Source organism: Streptomyces sp. NPDC015661 (genome assembly GCF_043077765.1).
Taxonomy (GTDB): Bacteria; Actinomycetota; Actinomycetes; order Streptomycetales; family Streptomycetaceae; genus Streptomyces.
The window spans coordinates 548,992-568,553 of record NZ_JBIBST010000005.1 but is presented as its reverse complement, the minus strand read 5'-3'; the positions used below and the strand labels follow the sequence as shown (position 1 = coordinate 568,553).

The 19,562-nt window shown below is 74.2% G+C and carries 14 protein-coding genes; 7 read left to right on the top strand and 7 right to left on the bottom strand.

Annotated elements, in window-relative coordinates; genetic code table 11:
• The first annotated feature begins 48 nt into the window (after positions 1-48).
• Entirely contained in the window at positions 49-759 is a 711-nt protein-coding gene (locus tag ACF07V_RS17105; RefSeq protein ID WP_392154893.1) for a sigma-70 family RNA polymerase sigma factor, read from the top strand.
• Positions 756-1,823, top strand: a complete 1,068-nt coding sequence (locus ACF07V_RS17100; protein ID WP_392154891.1) for a CU044_5270 family protein — start codon at positions 756-758, stop codon at positions 1,821-1,823. The genes ACF07V_RS17105 and ACF07V_RS17100 overlap by 4 nt, the downstream gene beginning before the upstream one ends.
• A 60-nt stretch (positions 1,824-1,883) precedes the next feature.
• Here ACF07V_RS17100 and ACF07V_RS17095 read toward each other — a convergent pair whose 3' ends face one another.
• Positions 1,884-3,857 carry an acetoacetate--CoA ligase gene (locus tag ACF07V_RS17095; RefSeq protein WP_392154890.1) on the bottom strand — a complete coding sequence of 658 codons (1,974 nt, stop codon included), beginning with the start codon at positions 3,855-3,857 and terminating at the stop codon, positions 1,884-1,886.
• Between the two features lie 214 nt (positions 3,858-4,071).
• On the opposite strand from ACF07V_RS17095, the gene ACF07V_RS17090 reads away from it, so the two are divergent.
• On the top strand, positions 4,072-6,450 hold the full coding sequence (locus ACF07V_RS17090; RefSeq protein WP_392154888.1) for a glycoside hydrolase family 31 protein: 2,379 nt from the start codon (positions 4,072-4,074) through the stop codon (positions 6,448-6,450).
• Between the two features lie 227 nt (positions 6,451-6,677).
• On the opposite strand, the gene ACF07V_RS17085 is transcribed toward ACF07V_RS17090, so the two are convergent.
• Positions 6,678-7,238 (bottom strand): NUDIX domain-containing protein, encoded by a 561-nt coding sequence (locus ACF07V_RS17085; RefSeq protein WP_392154886.1) that lies wholly within the window; start codon positions 7,236-7,238, stop codon positions 6,678-6,680.
• On the opposite strand from ACF07V_RS17085, the gene ACF07V_RS17080 reads away from it, so the two are divergent.
• From ACF07V_RS17080 to ACF07V_RS17070, 3 genes are all read left to right on the top strand, one after another.
• Positions 7,237-8,058, top strand: coding sequence for a M15 family metallopeptidase (locus ACF07V_RS17080; RefSeq protein ID WP_392154884.1), 822 nt, complete (start codon positions 7,237-7,239; stop codon positions 8,056-8,058). The two genes, ACF07V_RS17085 and ACF07V_RS17080, sit on opposite strands and share 2 nt — an antisense overlap.
• A gap of 65 nt (positions 8,059-8,123) precedes the next feature.
• Complete coding sequence (locus tag ACF07V_RS17075; RefSeq protein WP_392154883.1) at positions 8,124-8,597, top strand: Zn-ribbon domain-containing OB-fold protein; 474 nt, start codon at positions 8,124-8,126, stop codon at positions 8,595-8,597.
• A 26-nt stretch (positions 8,598-8,623) separates the two neighbouring features.
• On the top strand, positions 8,624-9,781 hold the full coding sequence (locus tag ACF07V_RS17070; protein ID WP_392154934.1) for a lipid-transfer protein: 1,158 nt from the start codon (positions 8,624-8,626) through the stop codon (positions 9,779-9,781).
• A 22-nt stretch (positions 9,782-9,803) separates the two neighbouring features.
• Here ACF07V_RS17070 and ACF07V_RS17065 read toward each other — a convergent pair whose 3' ends face one another.
• The 4 genes from ACF07V_RS17065 to ACF07V_RS17050 are packed head-to-tail and all read right to left on the bottom strand — an operon-like array spanning position 9,804 to position 14,016.
• Complete coding sequence (locus tag ACF07V_RS17065) at positions 9,804-10,409, bottom strand: ATP/GTP-binding protein (RefSeq protein ID WP_392154882.1); 606 nt, start codon at positions 10,407-10,409, stop codon at positions 9,804-9,806.
• Positions 10,390-10,815: a DUF742 domain-containing protein gene (locus tag ACF07V_RS17060; RefSeq protein ID WP_392154881.1), complete on the bottom strand. Its 426-nt coding sequence runs from the start codon at positions 10,813-10,815 to the stop codon at positions 10,390-10,392. Before ACF07V_RS17060 ends, ACF07V_RS17065 begins: the two co-directional genes overlap by 20 nt.
• A 10-nt stretch (positions 10,816-10,825) precedes the next feature.
• Positions 10,826-11,272 carry a roadblock/LC7 domain-containing protein gene (locus ACF07V_RS17055; protein ID WP_351189285.1) on the bottom strand — a complete coding sequence of 149 codons (447 nt, stop codon included), beginning with the start codon at positions 11,270-11,272 and terminating at the stop codon, positions 10,826-10,828.
• On the bottom strand, positions 11,269-14,016 hold the full coding sequence (locus ACF07V_RS17050; protein ID WP_392154880.1) for a nitrate- and nitrite sensing domain-containing protein: 2,748 nt from the start codon (positions 14,014-14,016) through the stop codon (positions 11,269-11,271). Before ACF07V_RS17050 ends, ACF07V_RS17055 begins: the two co-directional genes overlap by 4 nt.
• A 436-nt stretch (positions 14,017-14,452) precedes the next feature.
• On the opposite strand from ACF07V_RS17050, the gene ACF07V_RS17045 reads away from it, so the two are divergent.
• On the top strand, positions 14,453-14,821 hold the full coding sequence (locus ACF07V_RS17045; protein ID WP_392154879.1) for a hypothetical protein: 369 nt from the start codon (positions 14,453-14,455) through the stop codon (positions 14,819-14,821).
• Between the two features lie 63 nt (positions 14,822-14,884).
• Here the strand turns inward: ACF07V_RS17045 and ACF07V_RS17040 are convergent, their stop codons facing one another.
• Positions 14,885-19,555: a hypothetical protein gene (locus ACF07V_RS17040; protein ID WP_392154878.1), complete on the bottom strand. Its 4,671-nt coding sequence runs from the start codon at positions 19,553-19,555 to the stop codon at positions 14,885-14,887.
• Positions 19,556-19,562 lie beyond the last annotated feature (7 nt).

The following is a 19,562-nucleotide window of genomic DNA, read 5'->3' as shown; positions in this document are numbered from 1 at the left end:
ACGGGAACCCTGACGAACCAACGCCCAGTGCCAGATGTGGAATCACCTATGAGAGATCGTTTCCGCGCCGGGGACCCCGCGGCGCTCGGAGAGGCGTACGACGAGCACGCTCGCGTGCTGTACCACTACGCCTACCGGGTCTGCGGGGACCGGGCGGCCGCGGAGGACGTCGTGTCCGCCGCGTTCCTGGAGGCCTGGCGCTGTCGCGGGAAGGTGCACGCCGACGGCGGCAGCCTGCGCCCGTGGCTGCTGGGCATCGCGACCAACATCCTGCGCGGCGCGGCCCGTGAGGCGCGCCGGCGGGACGCGGCGCTCGCCAGGATCCCCGAGCGCGGCGTGCTGCCGGACTTCGCCGACGACGTCCTCGCCCGGATGACGGACGGGGAGCAGATCCGCGCCGCGCGCGTGGCGCTCGGCAGGCTCAAGCGGCGTGAACGCGAGGTCTTCACGCTCGTCGTGTGGGCGGGCCTGGACTACGCGGCGGCCGGGGAGGCGCTGGGCATCCCGGTCGGCACCGTCCGCTCCCGGCTGTCCCGGGCCCGTGAACGCCTCCGCAAGCTCGCCGAGGCCGAACTGCGCGCGGGGCGGCGCCGGGAACGGTCCGCCGCTACCGCCCTCCGCTCGACCGGGCGGGCCGCTCCCGGCCGCGAGGCGGCGGGGGTCGCGCCCGAACCCGTACCCGTACCCGGCTCCCCCACCATCCGTTCGACCGTCCGCCCGGCGCTCGCGCCCCGACCCACCCCGGAGAACCAGGCATGAACGCCTTCGCCCCCCGCCCGCACGCCGACGCGGAGGAGCTTCTGCGTGCCGAGCTCGCCGAGCTGCTGCCCCCGCCTCCGGTGCCCGACCTGACGGCGGAGCGCAACGAGCACCTCAGGGCCTCCGTCCTGCGGACCGCCCTCGCCGCCGGTGACGGCTCGACGGCCCGCCCGGTGCGTGCGCGCCGGCACCGCCAGGGGCTCCGGCTCGGCTGGATCGCCGCGCCGATGGCCGCCTGCGCGATCGTCGCCGGTGTCGCCGTGCTCGCACCCCGGGACGGCGGCACCTCGGTCGGACAGCAGGCCTCGCCCGAGGCCGTGCGGATCCTGTCCGGTGCCGCGCTCGCCGCGGCCGCCGCTCCCGCTCCGGACGCCCGGCCCGATGGGTACGTGTACGTCAAGAGCCTCGTCGCCCACGCGGGGCGCGGCGCGGCCGGCGGTCCCGCCACGCTGCCGCCCGCGCATCAGCGCGAGGTGTGGCTCTCCGTCGACGGCAGCCGGCCGGGGCTGCTGCGCGAGCCCGGTGCCGCCGACACGGAACTGGGTGCCGAGGCGCCCGTGTACGAGCTGGACGGTCCCGGGGCCACGCCGAGGAAGACCACCCTGGAGGCGGCGCCGCCCTCCGTCACGAACCCGACCCACGCGTACGTGGCGGCCCTCCCCACGGATCCTGAAGCGATGCTGCGCCTGATCCGGGAGCAGACGCGCGCGGGCGAGGGCGACGCCGATCAGCGGGCGTTCACCGCGATCGGGACCCTGCTCGCCGAGACCTGGGCTCCGCCGAAGGTCACCGCCGGGCTGTACGAGGCGGCGGCGCGGATCCCCGGGGTGACCGTCCTGCCGTCCGCGAAGGACGCGGCAGGGCGCGAGGGCGTCGCCGTGGCCCGTACCGCCCACGGCGAGCAGACCCAGTGGATCTTCGACCGGACTACGTCGGCGTTCCTCGGTGAGCGCACCGTCCTCACCGAGACCACCTCGGCCGGCCGGGCCGGGACGGTCCTGGGCGTCTCCGCGGTGCTCGCCAAGGCGGCCGCCCCTGCGGCCGGTGAGCTGCCGAAGGGCTGACCCGCAGCACCAGGGGCCCCGCCGATCCGGTCGGATCGGCGGGGCCCCTGTCGTGACGGCCTAGCCGCGGCGGTTGGCCGCCAGGCTCTCGTAGAAGTGGAGCAGGCCGAGGTCGTCGACGGAGCCGGCGTTGACGGCCTTGGCCAGGGGGGTGCCCTGGAGGAGGCGCTTGACCGGGACCTCGATGCGCTTGCCCGTGAGGGTGTGCGGGACGCCCGGGACCTCGATGATCTCGTCGGGGACGTGGCGCGGGGAGAGTTCGCTGCGGATCGTCCGCTTGATGCGGTCGATCAGCTCGTCGTCCAGGGTGACGCCCTCCACGAGGTGCACGAAGAGCGGCATCCAGTATCCGCCGTCCGGCTCCTCCAGGCCGATGACCAGGGACTCGCGGATCTCGGGGAGGCGCTCGACGGCCTCATAGATATCGGCGCTCCCCATCCGGACGCCCTGACGGTTCAGGGTGGAGTCGGAGCGGCCGTGGATGACGACCGAGCCGTGGTCCGTGATGGTGATCCAGTCTCCGTGGCGCCATACGCCCGGGAACATCTCGAAGTAGCTGTCGCGGTAGCGGCTGCCGTCGGGGTCGTTCCAGAAGTGGATCGGCATGGACGGCATGGGGTTGGTGACGACGAGTTCGCCGACCTCGCCGATCAGGGGCTTCCCGGAGGGGTCCCAGGACTGGAGGTCGGTGCCCAGGCCCGCCGCCTGGAGCTCGCCGATGTGGACGGGGAGCGTGGGGACGGCGCCCGCGAAGCAGGAGCAGACGTCCGTGCCGCCGCTGACGGAGGCGATCCACAGGTTCTCGCGGACCTCGTCGTGGAGCCAGCGGAAGCCGTCGGGAGGCAGCGGGGAGCCGGTGGTGGCGACGCACTTCACGGCGGAGAGGTCGAAGTCCCGGCCGGGGTGGACGTCCGCCTTGGCGCAGGCCATCACGTACGCGGCGGAGGTGCCGTAGAGGGTGGCGCGGGTGCGTTCGGCGACCCGCCACTGGGCGGCGGTGTCCGGGTAGCCGGGGCTGCCGTCGTACAGGACGACGGTCGTGCCGGTGAGGAGGCCGGAGACGAGGAAGTTCCACATCATCCAGCCGGTGGAGGTGTACCAGAAGAACACGTCCTCGGGGCCGAGGTCGCAGTGCAGGCCCAGCTGCTTGACGTGCTCGACGAGGATGCCGCCCTGGGACTGGACGATCGCCTTCGGCAGGCCGGTCGTGCCGGAGGAGTACAGGACCCACAGCGGGTGTGCGAACGGCACCTGCTCGTAGACCGGCTCGACGTCGGCGGCGACCAGGTCGGACCAGGCGAGGGTGCCTTCGGGGGCCGGGGTGCCGAGGAGCGGGATGTGGACCACGGCGCGGAGGGGGGGGAGCTCGGCGCGCAGTTCGGCGACGGTGTCGCGGCGGTCGTGCTCCTTGCCGCCGTAGCGGTAGCCGTCGACGGTGAAGAGGACGACGGGCTCGACCTGCTGGAAGCGGTCGAGGACGCTGCGGGCACCGAAGTCCGGGGCGCAGGAGGTCCACACGGCGCCGACCGCCGCGGTGGCGAGCAGCGCGACGACGGACTGCGGGACATTGGGCAGGTAGCCGCTGACGCGGTCGCCCGGATTCACGCCGAGGGCGCGCAGCTCGGCGGCGAGGGAGCCGACCTGGCGGCGGAGCTCGCCCCAGGTGATCGGCGTCGGCTCATGTGTCTCGTCCACATGGAGCAGGGCCGTGTCGTGGGGGCGCTCGTCGGCGGCGCGCAGGGCGTGCTCGGCGTAGTTGAGGGTGGCTCCGGGGAACCAGTCGGCGCCGGGCATGGAGCGGTCGCCGAGGACCCGCTCGTACGGCGTCGAGAAGCGGAGGTCGAACCACTCGACGACGGCCTGCCAGAACGCTTCGAGTTCCTCGACCGACCAGCGGTGGAGCGCCGGGTACCCGCCCTCGGCGGGGGCGCCGTGGTGCTCGGCGGCCCAGGCCTGGAAGCGGGTGACGGCGGCCGTGGCGATGCGTTCCTCGTCCGGCTGCCAGAGGGGCTCGATCGGCGCTGCTGATGTCATGAGGGCTGCTCCCTGGCTGTACGCGGGTCTGCGTGTGTCGCGCGCACGTGCTGGGGTGTGCGCGTGACGCGGCTGACAGGACGATGCCATGTGATCGTCTTTCGCACCAGGTCTGCCGGCCCATGGTCGGGCAGTTGAACATGTGCTCCCACCATGGGTGAACGGCAGCTGAACGGAGCAGGTTCGGCCTCCGACGGGTGGCAGGGTGAGCTGCATGGACGGTCGGGAACTGCTGCGTTCGATGAAGGTGTTCGGTTCGGTGCAGGGCTTGCGGGTGGTGCGGTCGGCGTGGCGGCAGCGTCGTACGGACGCGTGGGGGCTGCCGCCCTTGGGGGCGGAGCGGGCCAGGGTGCCGGGACTCGCGGTGGAGGCGGAGGCGGCTCCGGGTGGGGGGACCGTCCGGTTCGCCCGGTCCTCGCTCCGGATCCGGGTGTCGTCGGGCGGCACGGTGTTCTGGGGGTGGGACGGGGCCGAGCCGCTGCCCTCGTACGCCCTGGCCGGCGAGGCGCCCGACGCGGACCCCCGCGCCTCCCTCGAACCGGACACCGACGGCGGCTGGCGGATCGTGTCGGAGCGGGTGACGGTGACGGTCTCCCGGCACGGGGCGGTGGAGCTGCGGACGCCGGGCGGGGTGCTGCTCCGCCGGGACCTGCCACCGCGCTGGTGGGAGCCGGTGGCGAGCGCGGGCAACGGGGCCGGGGGTGAGGTCTCGGGAGCCGCGCGCTGGGTGCAGCGCAGTGAGGTGCCGGCCGACGCGCGGTTCTTCGGGCTCGGCGGGCGGTCGGCGGGGCCGCGCCTGCGGGACGGCTCGTACCGGCTGTGGAACACCGACCCCAAGGGCCGTTTCGCCCCCGGGGACGACCCCCTGTACATCACCATGCCTGTGCAGTTCGTCGTCTCGGACGCCGGGACGCATCTCGCGTTCCACGACAGCACCTGGGACGGGCAGGTCACCCTGGCCGAGGGCGAGGAGGGGGCCGGGTCGGGGCACGACCGGCCGGGAACCAGCGAGGTGCGGATGTCGGGCGGGCCGCTGCGCTGCTGGGTGGTCGTCGGCACCCCCGCGCGCGTACTGCACGGCTGGGCGGCCCTGACGGGCGCGCCCGCGCTGCCGCCGTCCTGGGCGCTCGGGCCGCAGCACGCGCGCTGGGGCTTCGGCAGCGCCCGGGAGGTGCGGCGGGTGGTGGCCGGGTACCGGGAGCGCGGGCTGCCGCTGTCCGCCGTGCACCTGGACATCGACCACTACGACGGGCACCGGGTGTTCACGGTCGACCGGGAGCGGTTCCCCGATCTGCCCGGGCTGGCAGAGGAGCTGCGGGAACAGGGCGTGCGCCTGGTGTCGATCGTGGACCCGGCGGTGAAGGCGGAGCCGGGCGACCCGGTGTACGACGGCGGGTCGGCGGCGGACGCCTTCGTGAAGGACGCGCGGGGCGAGGAGGTGCGCGGGGTGGTGTGGCCCGGTGAGTGCGCCTACCCGGACTTCACCGATCCGGCGGTACGGGAGTGGTGGGGCGGTCTCTACGAGGAGCGGCTGGGGCGGGGCTTCGCCGGGGTGTGGCACGACATGAACGAGCCGGTGTCCTTCGTCCCCTTCGGTGACCCGACCCTGCCCCGTTCGGCGCGGCACGCGCTGGAGGGCCGGGGCGGCGACCACCGGGAGGCGCACAACGTGTACGCGCTCGCGATGGCCAGGGCCGGGTACGAGGGCCTGTGCCGGCTGCGGCCCGAGGAACGGCCTTTCCTGTTCTCCCGCTCCGGCTGGGCGGGCATGCAGCGGTACGGGGGCACCTGGTCCGGCGACGTGTCGACGGGGTGGCCGGGGCTGCGGGCCTCGCTCGCCCTCGTCCTGGGCCTGGGCCTGTGCGGGGTGCCGTACTCGGGGCCGGACGTGGGCGGTTTCGACGGCAGTCCGTCTCCGGAGCTGTTCCTCCGGTGGTACCAGCTGGGCGCGTGGCTTCCCCTCTTCCGTACGCACGCGGCGATCGACGCGGGGCGGCGCGAGCCCTGGGAGTTCGGGCCGGAGGTCCTGGAGCACGCGCGCGTGGCGCTGGCCGAGCGGGAGCGGCTGCGGCCGTACTTCACGACCCTTGCCCGGCTCGCCCGGATGACGGGCGCGCCGTACGTCCGGCCGCTGTGGTGGGGGACGCCCGAGGACCGGGTGCTGCGCGACTGCGAGGACGCGTTCCTCCTGGGCGACGCGCTGCTCGTCGCGCCGGTCCTGACGCGGGGCGCGGACCGGCGGGCGGTGCGGCTGCCGCGCGGCCGGTGGTACGACACGGCGACGGGGCGGGCGTACGAGGGTCCTGGGCAGGTCCTCCTCGACGCGCCGCTCTCCCGGGTGCCGGTCCTGGCCCGGGCGGGGGCCGTGCTCCCCGTGCGGGGCGAGGGGGACGAGCTCGTCCTGGAGGTGTGGGCGCCGGCCGCGGGCCGGACCGGTGGCGGGCTCGTGGTGCGGGACACCGGGGACGGCTGGGAACCGGCCGTGATCGAGCGCTACCAGTCGCGGCTCGTGGACGGCCGGGTGGTGGTGGAGCGCGTCACGGACGACGGCGTGGAGGAGGCGGGGCTGCCGGTGGTGGTGCGGGGGCTGTGAGGGAGGTGGATCCCGTGGGGCGGATCCAACCTCCAGTAGACGGATCCAACCTCCAGTAAACGGATCCATCTCCAGTACGCGGATCCAACCTCCAGCAGGCGGATCCAATAGCCAATAGCCAATACGTGGATCCGGTATCCAGTAGCCGTATCCCATCCCCCGGGCGGTGGATCCAATATCCAGTAGGCGGATATTGGAGATTGGATCCAGCGCGCCCGAGGGGCCGGTCACCCGTAAGCGCCCGCGAACCACTTCCGTACCGCCTCCGTGTGGAGCGGGAAGGCCAGGTCCGCCGGTTCCCTCAGGACGTGGTGGCCGCTCGTCTCGTCCGTCGGGGTGGACGGCGGGAGTTCGGCGGCCGGGCGGGGCGGGAGGAGGCCGAAGAGGAGGAGGTGGCCGGCCGGGGAGCTCAGCGCGTCGGCGAGGCGGACCTCGTCGGCCGAGGCCGGGATGCCGGTCTCCTCGCGGAGTTCGCGGGCGACGGCGGCGCGCCAGTCCTCCCCGTGGTCGATGAAGCCGCCGGGCAGTGCGACGCCGCCCCGCGCGGGTTCGATGGTGCGGGTGATGACGACGAGGCCCGTCCCCTTCGCCTCGGTGACCGGGAGGAGGGCGACCGCGACGGGCAGCGGATTGCGGTAGGCGGTGTGACCGCAGGCCGGGCAGGTGCGGGGCCAGCCGGCGTCGGCCGGGTAGACCTCGCCGCAGGAGGAGCAGTGGGAGTCCTTCACGACCCGACCGTATGCGATCACCCTTTCCCGGCGCTGCCGGAACTGATAGACGGTGCGCATGACTGGACTCGCAACCGCTTTCCGCACCCTCGCCGTCGCGGCCGCGGCCGGACTCCTCGCCGTCACCGGCGCCGTCGCCGCACCCGCTCCCCCGGCCTCGGCCGCTCCGGAGCCCAAGGCGCCGCGGGAGTTCGTGGCCCTGGGCTCCGTGGACCCGACGATCCTCCAGGAGATGCGCTACACGACCGACCACAACTTCGTCGGTGAGCCGGTGGACGGCTACCGGCAGCCGCTGTGCATCCTGACCCGTCCCGCGGCCGAGGCGCTGCACCGGGCGCAGCTCCGGCTGCTCGCGCGGGGGTACACGCTGAAGGTGTACGACTGCTACCGGCCGCAGCGGGCCGTGGATCACTTCGTCCGCTGGGCGAAGGACCTGCAGGACGAGCGGATGAAGAAGGAGTTCTATCCGCTCGTCGACAAGTCGAGGCTGTTCGCGGACGGTTACATCGCGGAGAAGTCCGGGCACAGCCGGGGTTCGACGGTGGATCTGACGATCGTGCGGCTCCCGGCGGCACCCACGCGCGCGTACGTGCCGGGCGAGGAGCTCGTGGACTGCTCCGCGCCGCGGGAGGAGCGTTTTCCGGACAACTCCGTGGACATGGGCACCGGCTTCGACTGCTTCGACACCCTCTCGCACACCGACGATCCGCGGATCCGGGGCGAGCAGCGGGCCAACCGCGATCTGCTCGGGGGAGCGCTGGCCGAGCAGGGCTTCGTGAACCTGCCCGAGGAGTGGTGGCACTTCACGTTCAAGCCGGAGCCGTTCCCGTCGACCTTCTTCGACTTCCCGGTGGCGCGGAGGTCGGTGGCCGGCCACTGAGCCCTTCTCAGCACCGGCCTCCCGTGGCACACTTCTGACGCTTCGTCAGATTACGGGAGGTCCCGATGGCACGGACGCGCAGACCGGTGGTGGCCGGGTGGTTCACCGACGACACCGTGCCCGAGGCGGAGTTCCGGCTGCTCGGCACCCGCTGCACGGCCTGCGCGTCGGTCTTCTTCCCCCGCGAGGACGACTGGTGCCGCAATCCCGGCTGCCCGGGCGGCGGCGAGCTGGCCGAGGTCCCGCTGTCGCCGCGCGGCCGGGTCTGGTCGTACACCGACGGCCGGTACCGCCCGCCCGCCCCGTACGTCTCCGACCCGGACGCGCCCTGGGAGCCGTACACCCTCGTCGCGGTCGAGCTCGCGGCCGAGGCGATGGTGGTGCTCGGGCAGGCGGCGCCCGGCGTGACGACGGCCGACCTCGCCGTCGGGACGGAGGTCGAGGTGGTGCCCGGCGTCCTGAACGAGGACGAACAGCACATCTGGACCACCTGGAACTGGCGGCCGGTGGCGCCGGCGGAACGGGAGGAGCGGTCGTGAACGACATCGCCGTGCTCGGGGCCGGAATGCACCCCTGGGGCAAATGGGGACGGAGCTTCGTCTCGTACGGGACGGCCGCCGCCCGCGCCGCGCTCGCCGACGCCGGTCTGGACTGGTCCGAGATCGGCTCGGTCGTCGGCGCCGACACCATGCGCTGCGGATACCCGGGGTACGTGGCGGGGGCGACGTTCGCCCAGGCCCTCGGCTGGCAGGGGGCCCGGGTCACCAGCGTGTACGCCGCCTGCGCCTCGGGCGGCCAGGCCATCGGGACCGCCCGGGCCCAGATCCTCGCGGGGCTCGCCGACGTGGTCCTGGTCGTCGGCGCGGACTCGACGCCGAAGGGGTTCCTCGCCCCGGCCGGCGGCGAACGGCCCGGCGACCCGGACTGGCTGCGGTTCCGGGTGCTCGGGGCGACCAACCCGGCGTACTTCGCGCTCTCCGCGCGCCGCAGGATGGCGCTGTACGGCGACACGGCCGAGGACTTCGCCCAGGTGAAGGTGAAGAACGCGGCGGCCGGCGCGCTCAATCCGCTGGCCCGCTACCGCGCGCGCGTGACGGCCGAGGAGGTCGCGGCCTCCGCCGTCGTCGCCGATCCGCTGCGGCTCCTCGACATCTGCGCCACCTCGGACGGGGGCGCCGCGCTGGTGCTGTCCAGCATGGAGTTCGCGCGCCGCCACGGGCACCCCGACCCGGTCCGGGTCCGGGCGGTCTCCACCGTCTCCCCCACGTACCCCAAGGCCGTGCTCGACCTCCCCGACATCGCGACCGACTCGGCGGCGGCCGTCTCCCCCGCCCAGCACGCCTTCCGCGCCTCGATCGCCCGCGCCGCCTACGAGGAGGCGGGGCTCGGGCCCGAGGACCTGTCCCTGGCGGAGGTGTACGACCTGTCCACGGCCCTGGAACTGGAGTGGTACGAGGACATCGGGCTCTGCGCGCCGGGCGAGGGCGCCAAGCTGCTGCGGGACGGCGCGACGGCCCTCGGCGGGCGTCTGCCGGTCAACACCAGCGGAGGCCTCGGCTCCTTCGGGGAGGCGGTGCCCGCCCAGGCGATCGCCCAGGTCTGCGAGCTGACCTGGCAGCTGCGCGGCACGGCGGGCGACCGTCAGGTGCCGGGGGCGCGGGTCGGGATCACCGCGAACCAGGGCCTGTTCGGGCACGGTTCGGCGGTGATCGCCGTACGCTGACCGCCGCGGACCGCCCGTCCCGTCAGGTCGTGACGGCGGACGGGGTCCGGTCCGCGAGGACGAGGGCGTGCTGGACGACCGCCACGAGCACGTTCTTCACGGACTCGCGGTCCCGGGCGTCGCACATCAGCAGCTCCACCTCGGGGTCCAGGTCGAGCGCGCCGCGCACGCTCTCCGCCGGGAACCGCCGGGCGCCCTCGAAGCAGTTGACCGCCACCGTGAACGGGATGCCGCGCCGCTCGAAGTAGTCGATGGCGGCGAAGCTGTCCTCCAGGCGCCGGGTGTCCGCGAGGACGATCGCGCCCAGGGCGCCCTGGGCCAGCTCGTCCCACAGGAACCAGAAGCGGTCCTGCCCCGGGGTGCCGAACAGGTAGAGGACCAGGTCCTCGCGGAGCGTGATCCGGCCGAAGTCCATGGCGACCGTGGTCGTCGTCTTGGTCTCGACGCCGTGCAGGTCGTCGACGGGCCGCCCCGCCTCGCTGAGGATCTCCTCGGTCCGCAGGGGCCTGATCTCGCTGACCGCGCCCACCAGCGTCGTCTTGCCGACCCCGAACCCGCCCGCGACGAGGATCTTCAGGGTCACCGGCTCGACGAAGGGCTGCTTGCGGCTAGAGCGCCCGAAGGCCATTGATCACCTCGCGAAGAATGCTCACGTCCGGCAGCTCGGCCGGCGGAACGGGGCGGGTCACATGGACGAGTTCGTCCTCGACGAGGTCACCGACGAGGACCCGTACCACCCCGACGGGGAGATCGAGTCCGGCGGCGAGCTCGGCGATCGACTGGGGCTGCTCGGAGCAGCGTTCGACGATCTCCACGTGTTCCGGGGAGAGCGTCTGGTCCCGGCCGGGGTCGTCGGCGGCGGGCTCCGGAACGACCACCGCGATCAGGTCGAGCCGGTGACGGGTGGCGGCACTCGTCCGGCCGCGGGTCATCGCGTACGGACGGACCACCGGCCCGGCCTCGTCGTCGAACCAGTGGTGGGGGCCGGGGGTCTGGTCCCTCTTCCGCCGGCTCCGCTCGGCTTCGTCACTCATGCGGTCCCACTCACCCTCCCGAGGGCAGGCCGGTCCGGGGAGCCGTCGTGAGGTGGGCCCCGACCCGCTTCACCATCAGCGTCATCTCGTAGGCGACCTGGCCGACGTCCGAGTCGGCGTCGGCGAGCACCGCCAGACAGCTGCCGTCGCCGGCGGCCGTGACGAACAGGAAGGCGTCCTCCAGCTCGACGACCGTCTGGCGGACCTTGCCCGCCTCGAAGTGGCGGCCGACGCCCTTGGCCAGGCTGTGGAAGCCGGAGGCCACGGCGGCGAGGTGCTCGCCGTCCTCCCGGGTCAGCTCCTGGGAGGCGCCGGTGGGGAGTCCGTCGCTGGAGAGCACCAGGGCCTTCCGGATGGACCCGACGCGCTGGACGAGCTCGTCGAGGAGCCAGTTCAGCTCGCCGTTTCCGTGTCCGTGTCCGGTCGTGCTGGGTGCTGCGGCGTTCGGTGCGGTCATCGACCGTCCCCCTCGGGTGTCGTTCCTGGTGCTGTCGTGTCGTCCGGCTCTGTGCTGTCCCGCCGGCCGCGCTGCCAGCCACGCTGCATGGCGGCCATGCGCGCGCGTACCTCCTCGGCGTCGCGCTCGAAGGAATCGGGTCCCTCGGACGGCGCCCCGGTGCCCGTACCGGTGTCGGAGCGGCTTCCCGTACGGCCGGCCCTGCCCTCGGTCTCGCGCAGCTGGGGCGCGAGGCTGGCCTGGCGGACGCGCCGGGGCAGACCTCCGAACGGGTCCGGGAGCTCCGGCGGTACGTGCTCCTCCGGCCGTACGGGGACGAGCGTGGGGCCCGTGCCCTGCTGGAGGTCCCGGCGGTCTCCCCACGCGTCGTCCTGCGGGTGCGCGCGGTCCGGCTGCCCCTGGGCGCCGTCCGCCTCGTCGAGACGGCGGCCGTGGTCCACGACGAGCGTCGGGGTGCGGCGGCGCGGCAGCGGCACGGGGGCGAGGCGCGTCCCGTCGTCGGGGGCGTCCTGGGCCGTCGTACGGTCCCGGGCCTGCTCGTGCTGCTCGCCGGCCGGCGCGAGGCCGGTGCGGCGCCGGTCGCGGGGCCGGAAGAGGCCGCCGCGCTCGCTGTCGCTGTCGAGGAGGTCGGCCGAGCGGTCGAGGAGGACGTCGAAGTCCTCGGTGCCGAGCGGCGCCTCCAGCTCCACGGGACCGTCCAGCGGTCCGGGTACCTCGGTCACGTCGGGGACCTTCGTGAGGGCCGGCCTGCGGGTGGGCAGGGCGCCTTCGTCGGCGGAGGCGTCGTCGGTCCGCCCGGGGCGCTCCAGGGTCTTGCGGTCGAGCCGGAATCCGGCGCCCTGGGTCTCGGGCGCGTCGGTGAGCAGCGCGGCCGGGATGAAGACGACCGCGGTGGTGCCTCCGTACGGGGAGGTCTGGAGCGAGACCCGGACGTTCTGGCGCTGGGCGAGCCGGCTGACCACGAAGAGGCCGAGGCGGTCGGTGTCCGAGAGCTCGAACTCGGGGGTCTCGGCGAGCCGGAGGTTGGCGTCGAGCAGGGCGTCGGGGTTCATGCCGAGGCCGCGGTCGTGGATCTCCAGGGTGAAGCCGTTGGCCACCCGCTCGCCGAGCACCTGGACGGCGGTGTGCGGGGGCGAGTACACCGTGGCGTTCTCGAGGAGTTCGGCGATGAGGTGGGTGAGGTCCGCGACGGCGGGGCCGCCGACGCCGAGCCGGGGCAGCCTGCGCACCTCGATCCGCTCGTAGTCCTCGACCTCGGCGACGGCGGCGCGGACCACGTCCATGAGCTGGACGGGCTTGCGCCACTGACGGGAGGGCGCGGCGCCGGACAGGATGACGAGGCCCTCGGCGTGCCGGCGCATACGGGTGGTGAGGTGGTCGAGGCGGAAGAGGTCGGCCAGCTCGTCGGTGTCCTCCGTGCGCCGCTCCATGGTGTCGAGGAGGGTCAGCTGACGGTGGAGCAGGACCTGGTTGCGGCGGGCGAGGTTGACGAACACCTCGGAGACGCCGCGGCGCAGCTCCGCCTGCTTGACGGCGGCCTCGACGGCGGCGCGCTGGAGGGTGTTGAGGGCCTGGCCGACCTCGCCGACCTCGTCCTCCCCGTACCGCAGGTGGGGCACCTCGGTGGCGACGTCGACCTGCTCGCCGGCGGCGAGGCGGCGCATGACGCTGGGCAGCCGGACTCCGGAGACCTCCTGGGCCTCCTTCTGCAGGCGGCGCAGGTCGCGGATGAGCGCGCGGCCGATGCGGAGGGAGATGACGACGGAGGCGATGAGGGCGAGGAAGCCGAGGACGCCGGCGATGCCGACCTTGAGGAGGACGCTGTACGCGGCGGGCTTGACGCGTTCCTGGTAGCGGTCGCCCGCGGCGGTGTTCTCGCGGGCCAGGTCGTCGAGGACGGGGCTCGCCTGGTCCTGCCAGCGCTCGGCGGTGATGGCGCGCGGGTTGTCGGTGGGGCCGGCTTCGACGATCGCGTTCTCGGCGGTGCGCAGCGGCTGGGTCTTGGGGCTGCGCCAGTACTTCTCGAAGTGCTCGCGCTCGGCGGAGGGCAGGAGTTCGAGGTTGACCTCGTAGAACTGCTCGCGGTTGGCGACGAGGTCGGACACCGCGCGGATCTCCTCGGCGGTGACGCGGTCCGCGACGAGCGCGGAGAGGACGAGGGCGTCCTCCCGGGAGAGGAGTTCACGCGCACGCGTGATGCCGACGAGGGCGCGGCCCTGCTTGTCCATCTCCACGTTCTCGAGGGCGTGGAGGGTGATGAGGAAGCTGTAGCAGGGGTCGACGAGCCGGTTGTAGAACTCGAGGGCCTGCATGCGGCCGATGCCGCGGTTCTCGACGGAGCGGCGCAGCGAGGCGAGGCCGTCGAGCGCGTCGAGGAGGGAGTTGAGCCGCTGGGTGGTGACGGGCCGCATCTCGTCGCGCACGCCGGGGTCGGCGGCGTTGGCGCGGATGCGGGCGATCTGCCGGTCGGTGGCGCGGCGGGTCTCCTGCAGGGAGGCGAGGGCGTCGGAGCCCCGGGGGTCGGCGAGGTAGATGAGCGACTGGCGGCGCTCGATCTGGATGACCCGGGCGGTGTCCTCCAGGGGGTAGCCGACCTTCTCGACGATGTAGCCGACGTCGAGGAGCTGGTCGGCCTCGCGGCCCGTCAGGACCGTGGCGAAACCCCAGAGTCCGGTGAGGGAGACGAGCGGTACGAGCAGCAACGCCACGATCTTCCTGCGGATGGACTTCCCGCGAAAGCGCATGGCCTCCCCCAGCTCGGCCCCCGTGCGCGACGGGGGTCCTTCACGTTCGTGACGTCCGGCGTCAACACGCGGCGTCAACCTTGAATTTCAACAAACGGCGGCGCGAGCCTACTACTGCATCACGGCCATCCCGAAGGCGCGTCCGAGCTATTTTCAGCCTGTCGAGTGAGTGTTGATCATGAGATGTCCTGGTATTACGGGAGTTGGGATTGGCCACTGTGGCGTAGGACACCTGATGGTGTGCCATTTCTCCGGCCTGCGCGGATGGCTGGAACTGTTCGTTCCGCAGGGACATGGGCCATCTTCGTCCCCACCCGGACGAAACCTTTTCCCTCTCTCGTGCGTCAATGAGTACGGGGCGGGTTCTGTCCGCGTAAAGGGGCGCAAGACGGGCAGTCACCCCTGAAGTCGTTCAGTGGTGGGGAGTGACAGGACAATGGAACACGAGGCGCGGTCGGCGCGGCAGTTGTGGGTGGATGAGGAGCGGGGCCGACGGCGGATGCCCGATCCGGTGCGCAACGCCGCCGTGCGGGCCGTGATGATCACGTCGGTGACGCTCGTCCAGGCCGTGGTGGCCTTCTACACGTCGGTCGCGGGCGCGTGGCTGGCGTTCCCGATGACCATCAGCGCGGTGGCCTCGACCGTCGTGGCCACCTGGAGCGTCCTCGACGTGTGGATCACCCGTCAGGTGTGGCGTCAGCGCAACGGTGTGGTGTCCGAGCCGAGCAGCACGGCGCGTCCGTCGATACGGGCGCGGCGGGGCGAGGAACGGAGAGAGACGGTGCCGCTGTCCGAAGCGGCCTGAGCTTCACGCACGGAAAGGTGAGCGGCCCGGTCCCCCGAGGGGGCCGGGCCGCTCACCTTTGCCCTAGGGCGCTTCCGTCGGGGCGGCCGGGTCGTCCGACTGGTGGCGGCGGAACATCCGCGTCGCCGTGATCTCGCCGTGGATCGTCTCCCCCTCCGCGCCGGGCTGCGGCAGCCCGGGGCGCAGGTGCTCCTCCACGCTGATGTACTTCAGCCCCGCGCGCAGGTCCGCGTCGTTGCGCAGCCGGATCACCAGCGGGAACTCGGCGAGCGCCGTCGTGTCGAACAGGCCCGTCGTGTACAGGAGCTGGACGCCCAGCGCGTCCGACACGGCCCGCTGGAGCTCCAGGAGGTACGTGGCGTTGGCGCGGCCGATGGGGTTGTCGAGGAACAGCGTGCCCGCGTGCCGGTGCTTGTCACGGCCCCGGTCGTTGGAGCGGAGCGCCGCCATCGTGCAGTACAGGGCGATGGCCGCGGTGAGCAGCTGGCCGCCGGAGAAGACGTCGCCCATCTGCCCCACGGGCACCCGCTCGGCGCGCAGCACCGCGTCCGGCTTGAGGATCTCGACCGAGACGCCCTTGGGTTCGAGCGCGGCCTGGACGCCCCTGAGGAGCAGGGACATGCCGTCGCGCCGCAGGTCGGAGTTCTTCCTGACGGCGGCGCGGGTCGCCTCGTCGACGACCTCGCCGAGCCGCTCGGCGAGCGTGGCCTGGTCGGGCTCCTCGAAGCGGATCCGGAGGAACTCCTGGCCCGACCACTCGCCGAGGCCCTCGGGGAGCCTGGAGAGGCGCTGGGCGGAGCGGAGCGTCGCGAGGGAGGACTCCACGAGGCCGCGCAGCCGGTCGACGATCGAGTCCCGGTTGCGCTCCAGCTGCTCCAGCTCGTCGGTGAGGACGCGCAGCCGGGGTGCGAAGGCCTCGGCCCACTTGGCGGCGTGCTCGGGCAGCGCGGACGCGGGCAGCTCGCGGATCTGCTGGCGGGCGGGGGTGCGTACCTGCTCGTAGCGGGTGGAGTTGGCGTGCCGGACGAGGATGTCGCTCGCCTCGCGCACGGCGGCGTCGGCGGCGGACAGCTCGGCGGTGCAGCCGCGCAGGGCGCGCCGCGCCTCGGCGGCCGTCGTGCGGGCCTCCTCCAGGGTGCCCGGGTACGGCTCGGTCTCCTCCCGCTCCTCGTCGGCGTGGTCGCGGAGCAGGTCCCGCAGCAGGGCCGCCGTCTCGTCGAAGCCGCCGGCCGCGTCCTCGGCGGCCCGGTGGTCCCGGAGGAGTCCGGCGTGGGCGGCGCGCGCCGCGTCCAGGGCGTCGGTGCGGGAGGCGAGTTCGCCGGTGGCGGTACGGAGCAGGGCCTGGGCCCGCTCGGCGTCGGCGGGCACCAGCTCCTCGGGCAGCTCGGTGTGCGCCTCCCTGTCCTCGGGAGCCAGGCGCTCGGCCTCGCCACGGAGCCGGCCGAGCTTCTCGCTCGCCTCGGAGGCGCGGGTCTCCAGCATCTGGACGAGGGCCTCGGCGCGGGCGGCGGCGGCCTGCCGGGACGGGCCGTCGGCGCCGTCCGTGGACTCCAGGAGCTGTTCGGCGCGGGTGCGGACCTTGTTGGTGAGGCGGTCGAGCTCGGCGAGGGCGGCGGACTCGTCGCTCTCGGCGCGGGCCTGCTCGGCGCGCAGGTCGGCGCCGACGCCGACCTTCTCGTAGACCTGTGAGGCCGCGCGGTAGGCCTCGCGGAGGGTGGGGAGCGCGGCGCGGGGCGCGTCCGGGTCCTCCTCGGGGAGGGTGTCGGGGGCGCCGGCGATCTCGGCGCGCTCGGCCCGCAGGGCGCGGGCGGTGCGGTGGGCGTCGTCGGCGGCGCGCTGGGTCGCGCGGCGGTCCTCGTCGGCGGCGCGGGCGCGCTCCAGGCAGGTCTGGGCGCGGGCCTCGGACTCGGTGGCGTCGTCGGCGAGTTCGCGGAGCTTGGCCTGCCAGGCGGACCGCTCGCGCAGCCGGAACGCCAGGCCCGCGAGGGCGTCGGCGACCCGGCGGGCGCGCTGGGCGGCCTCCTGGCGCTCGTCCCGCAGCCGGGCGGCCTCGGTGGCGGCCTCGTCGGCCTCGGTACGGGCCGTGCGGGCCTCCTCCAGGGTGGCGGCGGCGGCTTCGGCGGTCTCGCGGGCGGTCGTGGCGACGGACGCGAGTTCGGCGAGCATCCCGAACGGGCAGTCGGCGCGCCAGGCGCCGATCCGGGACGCGAGGGCGCGGTCGCCGGCGAGGCGGGCGGCGAGGGTGCGGATCTCCTCGTCGCGGGCGGTGGCGCGGGCGCGCAGCGCGTGGCGCTCCTCGTCGGCCGCGTGCTCGTCGTGCATGGCCGGGTTCGGCGGGACGAGGAAGACCCCCGTGTCCTCGGCCGTCTCCTGGTCGGGTACGGGGGCGAGCAGGGCGGCGGCGGTGCCGACGGCGACGGCGGAGCGGGGCAGCAGGGCGGCGCTGCCGAGGACCTCGCGGGCGCGTCCGTACGAGACGGGGTCGGTGATCACCACGCCGTCGACGAGCTCGGGGCGGGCGGCCAGGACCCGGGCGTGGTCGGCGGGGTCGACCGCCTGGGCGAGGTAGCGCCAGCCGGGGAGGGCGGGGATGCCGTGCTCGCCGAGATACTCGACGGTGGCGAGGACGTCGGGGCCGGGCGGCAGCAGGCCACCGTCGCCGAGGGCACCGAGGATGCGGGAGTCGTCGGCCGCGGCGGTGCGCAGTTCGAAGAGCTGGCGCTCGGCGGAGGTGACGGCCTGGTCGAGCAGGCCGCGCAGCTCGTCGGCGTACCGGTCGAACTCGGTGACGGTGAGCGGGCCCTGGGGCTCCGCACCGGGGCCGGCGTCCTCCTCGGGCTCCGCGTCGGAGACGGTGGCGGCGCGCTGGCCCGGCAGCGGGGAGCCGGAGGACGGCAGGCTCAGGAGTTCCGCCAGGCGCTCCTCGGAGGCGAGGGACTCGGCGGCACGGCGCTCCGCGTCGTAGGCGTTCCCGGCGGCCTCGGCCGCGTCGGCGGCGCGGGCGGCGGCGAGCTCGGCGCGGGACTCGGCACCGGCGGCCTCACGCGCGCGCTCGGCGGCGGTGCGGGCGGCCTCGCGGGCCGTGTCCCAGGCGGCGACCGTGGTCTTCTCGGCGTCGCTCGCGGCCAGCGCGGCGCGGGCCGGGTCGGCGTCGGGGGCGGTGTCGTCGAGCCAGCCGGCCCGTACCGCCTCGGCGGTCTCCTGCTCGACCTCGGCGAGCCGCTGCCGCAGGTGGCCGGCCTCGCTGCGGGCCCGCTGTGCCTCGGTGGCGGCGACGGTGGCGTCGCGGTGGGCGGTCTCGCTCGCGTCCTGGAGGGCCGTGGAGCGTTCCTCCTCCTCCGCCGCGTGGCGCTCGCCCTCCTCGGCGGCGGCGGCCAGGGCCCGTACGAGATCGGCGGCGGCCTTGGCGCGGGCGGCCAGGGCGGGGGCGGCGTCGCGCTCGGCCTCGCGGATGGCGGCGGCCACGCGCGCGGAGCGGTCCCCTGCGGCCCGGTGGCGCAGCACCGCCTCGGCCGCCTGCCAGGCGGAGTGCAGGGTGCGGGCGTCGGTGAGTTCACGGCGCTGGGCCGCGGCGCCCTTCTCGGCGGCGGTCAGCGCCAGGGAGGCGTGCCGGTAGGCGAGTTCGGCGGCGATCAGGGAGCTGCGGCTGCGAGCCGTCTCGGCCTCGGCGACGGCGTGCCCGGCCGAGGTGACCTGCTGGGCGAGTTCGGCGGCGCGGCCGCGCTCCTCGGCGGCGCGGGCGGAGAGCCGGCGGGCGAGCGTACGGGTGCGGCGCTCGGCGCCCGAGTGGACCTCGCGCGCGTGGGCACGGGTCCCGGCGGCCTCGACGATCCGGCCGAGGAGGTCCACGGAACCGGCCGTGAAGTCGCGCTCGGCGGTCAGTTCGGCGCGGCGGCCCAGCTTGTTGCCGAAGCCGCCGACGAGGTCGGCGAGGCCGTCGGTGTCACGGGTGTCGGTGACGGCCCGCAGCAGCAGGTCGGTGAAGTCGGAGTCCTTCTTGACCGCGAAGAGACCGGCGGCCTCGCCCTCGTCGGCGTTCATCTCGCGCTGGTAGCGGAAGAGTTCGGGGTCGAGGCCGAGGTCGCCGAGGTGCTCGTTCCAGCGGTCGTGGATCTCCTCCCAGACCACCTCCAGGTGCGGATAGGCCTTCCCCGCCTCGGTGAGCGCGTCGCGGAAGCCCTTCATGGTGCGACGGCGGCCGCTCGCGCCGGAGGCGCCCTCGACGGGCGGGCGGACGGAGGTCGCCTCGGCGACCGGCAGGTTGTCCAGGCTGAGTCCGGGGCCGGGACGGAAGGAGTACCAGGCCTCGGCGAACTTCCTCGGGTCGTTGGAGACCTGGCGGCCGCGCCACTCGCTGGCCTTGCCGACGACGACGAGCTCGCCGGTGAGGGTGTGCTGCCACTCCAGGGCCACGTGGCCGCAGTCGTCGGCCAGGAGGAACTTGCGCAGCACGCCGGAGCTGGCGCCGCCGAGGGTGTTGCGGTGGCCGGGGAGCATGACCGAGAAGATCAGCTTGAGGAGGACGGACTTGCCGCCGCCGTTCTCCAGGAAGAGCACGCCCGCGGGCGCCGGGCGGCGCGGCGGGCCGACCGGCTCCTCCTCGAAGAACTCCGCCTGGGTGGGGGCGGGGTGGGGCACGGGCGCGCCGACTCCGCGCAGGTCCAGGACGGTGTCGGCATAGCGCGCACCGGCGGGACCGATGGAGTACAGGCGGACCCGGGACAGCTCGTACATGGGGCGG

What these genes read in the sequence shown, in the direction of transcription:
- ACF07V_RS17105 (WP_392154893.1), top strand. Translation starts at nt 49, where the DNA reads ATGAGAGATCGTTTCCGCGCCGGGGACCCCGCGGCGCTCGGAGAGGCG.
- ACF07V_RS17100 (WP_392154891.1), top strand. Translation starts at nt 756, where the DNA reads ATGAACGCCTTCGCCCCCCGCCCGCACGCCGACGCGGAGGAGCTTCTG.
- ACF07V_RS17095 (WP_392154890.1), bottom strand. Translation starts at nt 3,857, where the DNA reads ATGACATCAGCAGCGCCGATCGAGCCCCTCTGGCAGCCGGACGAGGAA.
- ACF07V_RS17090 (WP_392154888.1), top strand. Translation starts at nt 4,072, where the DNA reads ATGGACGGTCGGGAACTGCTGCGTTCGATGAAGGTGTTCGGTTCGGTG.
- ACF07V_RS17080 (WP_392154884.1), top strand. Translation starts at nt 7,237, where the DNA reads ATGACTGGACTCGCAACCGCTTTCCGCACCCTCGCCGTCGCGGCCGCG.
- ACF07V_RS17085 (WP_392154886.1), bottom strand. Translation starts at nt 7,238, where the DNA reads ATGCGCACCGTCTATCAGTTCCGGCAGCGCCGGGAAAGGGTGATCGCA.
- ACF07V_RS17075 (WP_392154883.1), top strand. Translation starts at nt 8,124, where the DNA reads ATGGCACGGACGCGCAGACCGGTGGTGGCCGGGTGGTTCACCGACGAC.
- ACF07V_RS17070 (WP_392154934.1), top strand. Translation starts at nt 8,624, where the DNA reads ATGCACCCCTGGGGCAAATGGGGACGGAGCTTCGTCTCGTACGGGACG.
- ACF07V_RS17065 (WP_392154882.1), bottom strand. Translation starts at nt 10,409, where the DNA reads ATGGCCTTCGGGCGCTCTAGCCGCAAGCAGCCCTTCGTCGAGCCGGTG.
- ACF07V_RS17060 (WP_392154881.1), bottom strand. Translation starts at nt 10,815, where the DNA reads ATGAGTGACGAAGCCGAGCGGAGCCGGCGGAAGAGGGACCAGACCCCC.
- ACF07V_RS17055 (WP_351189285.1), bottom strand. Translation starts at nt 11,272, where the DNA reads ATGACCGCACCGAACGCCGCAGCACCCAGCACGACCGGACACGGACAC.
- ACF07V_RS17050 (WP_392154880.1), bottom strand. Translation starts at nt 14,016, where the DNA reads ATGCGCTTTCGCGGGAAGTCCATCCGCAGGAAGATCGTGGCGTTGCTG.
- ACF07V_RS17045 (WP_392154879.1), top strand. Translation starts at nt 14,453, where the DNA reads ATGGAACACGAGGCGCGGTCGGCGCGGCAGTTGTGGGTGGATGAGGAG.
- ACF07V_RS17040 (WP_392154878.1), bottom strand. Translation starts at nt 19,555, where the DNA reads ATGTACGAGCTGTCCCGGGTCCGCCTGTACTCCATCGGTCCCGCCGGT.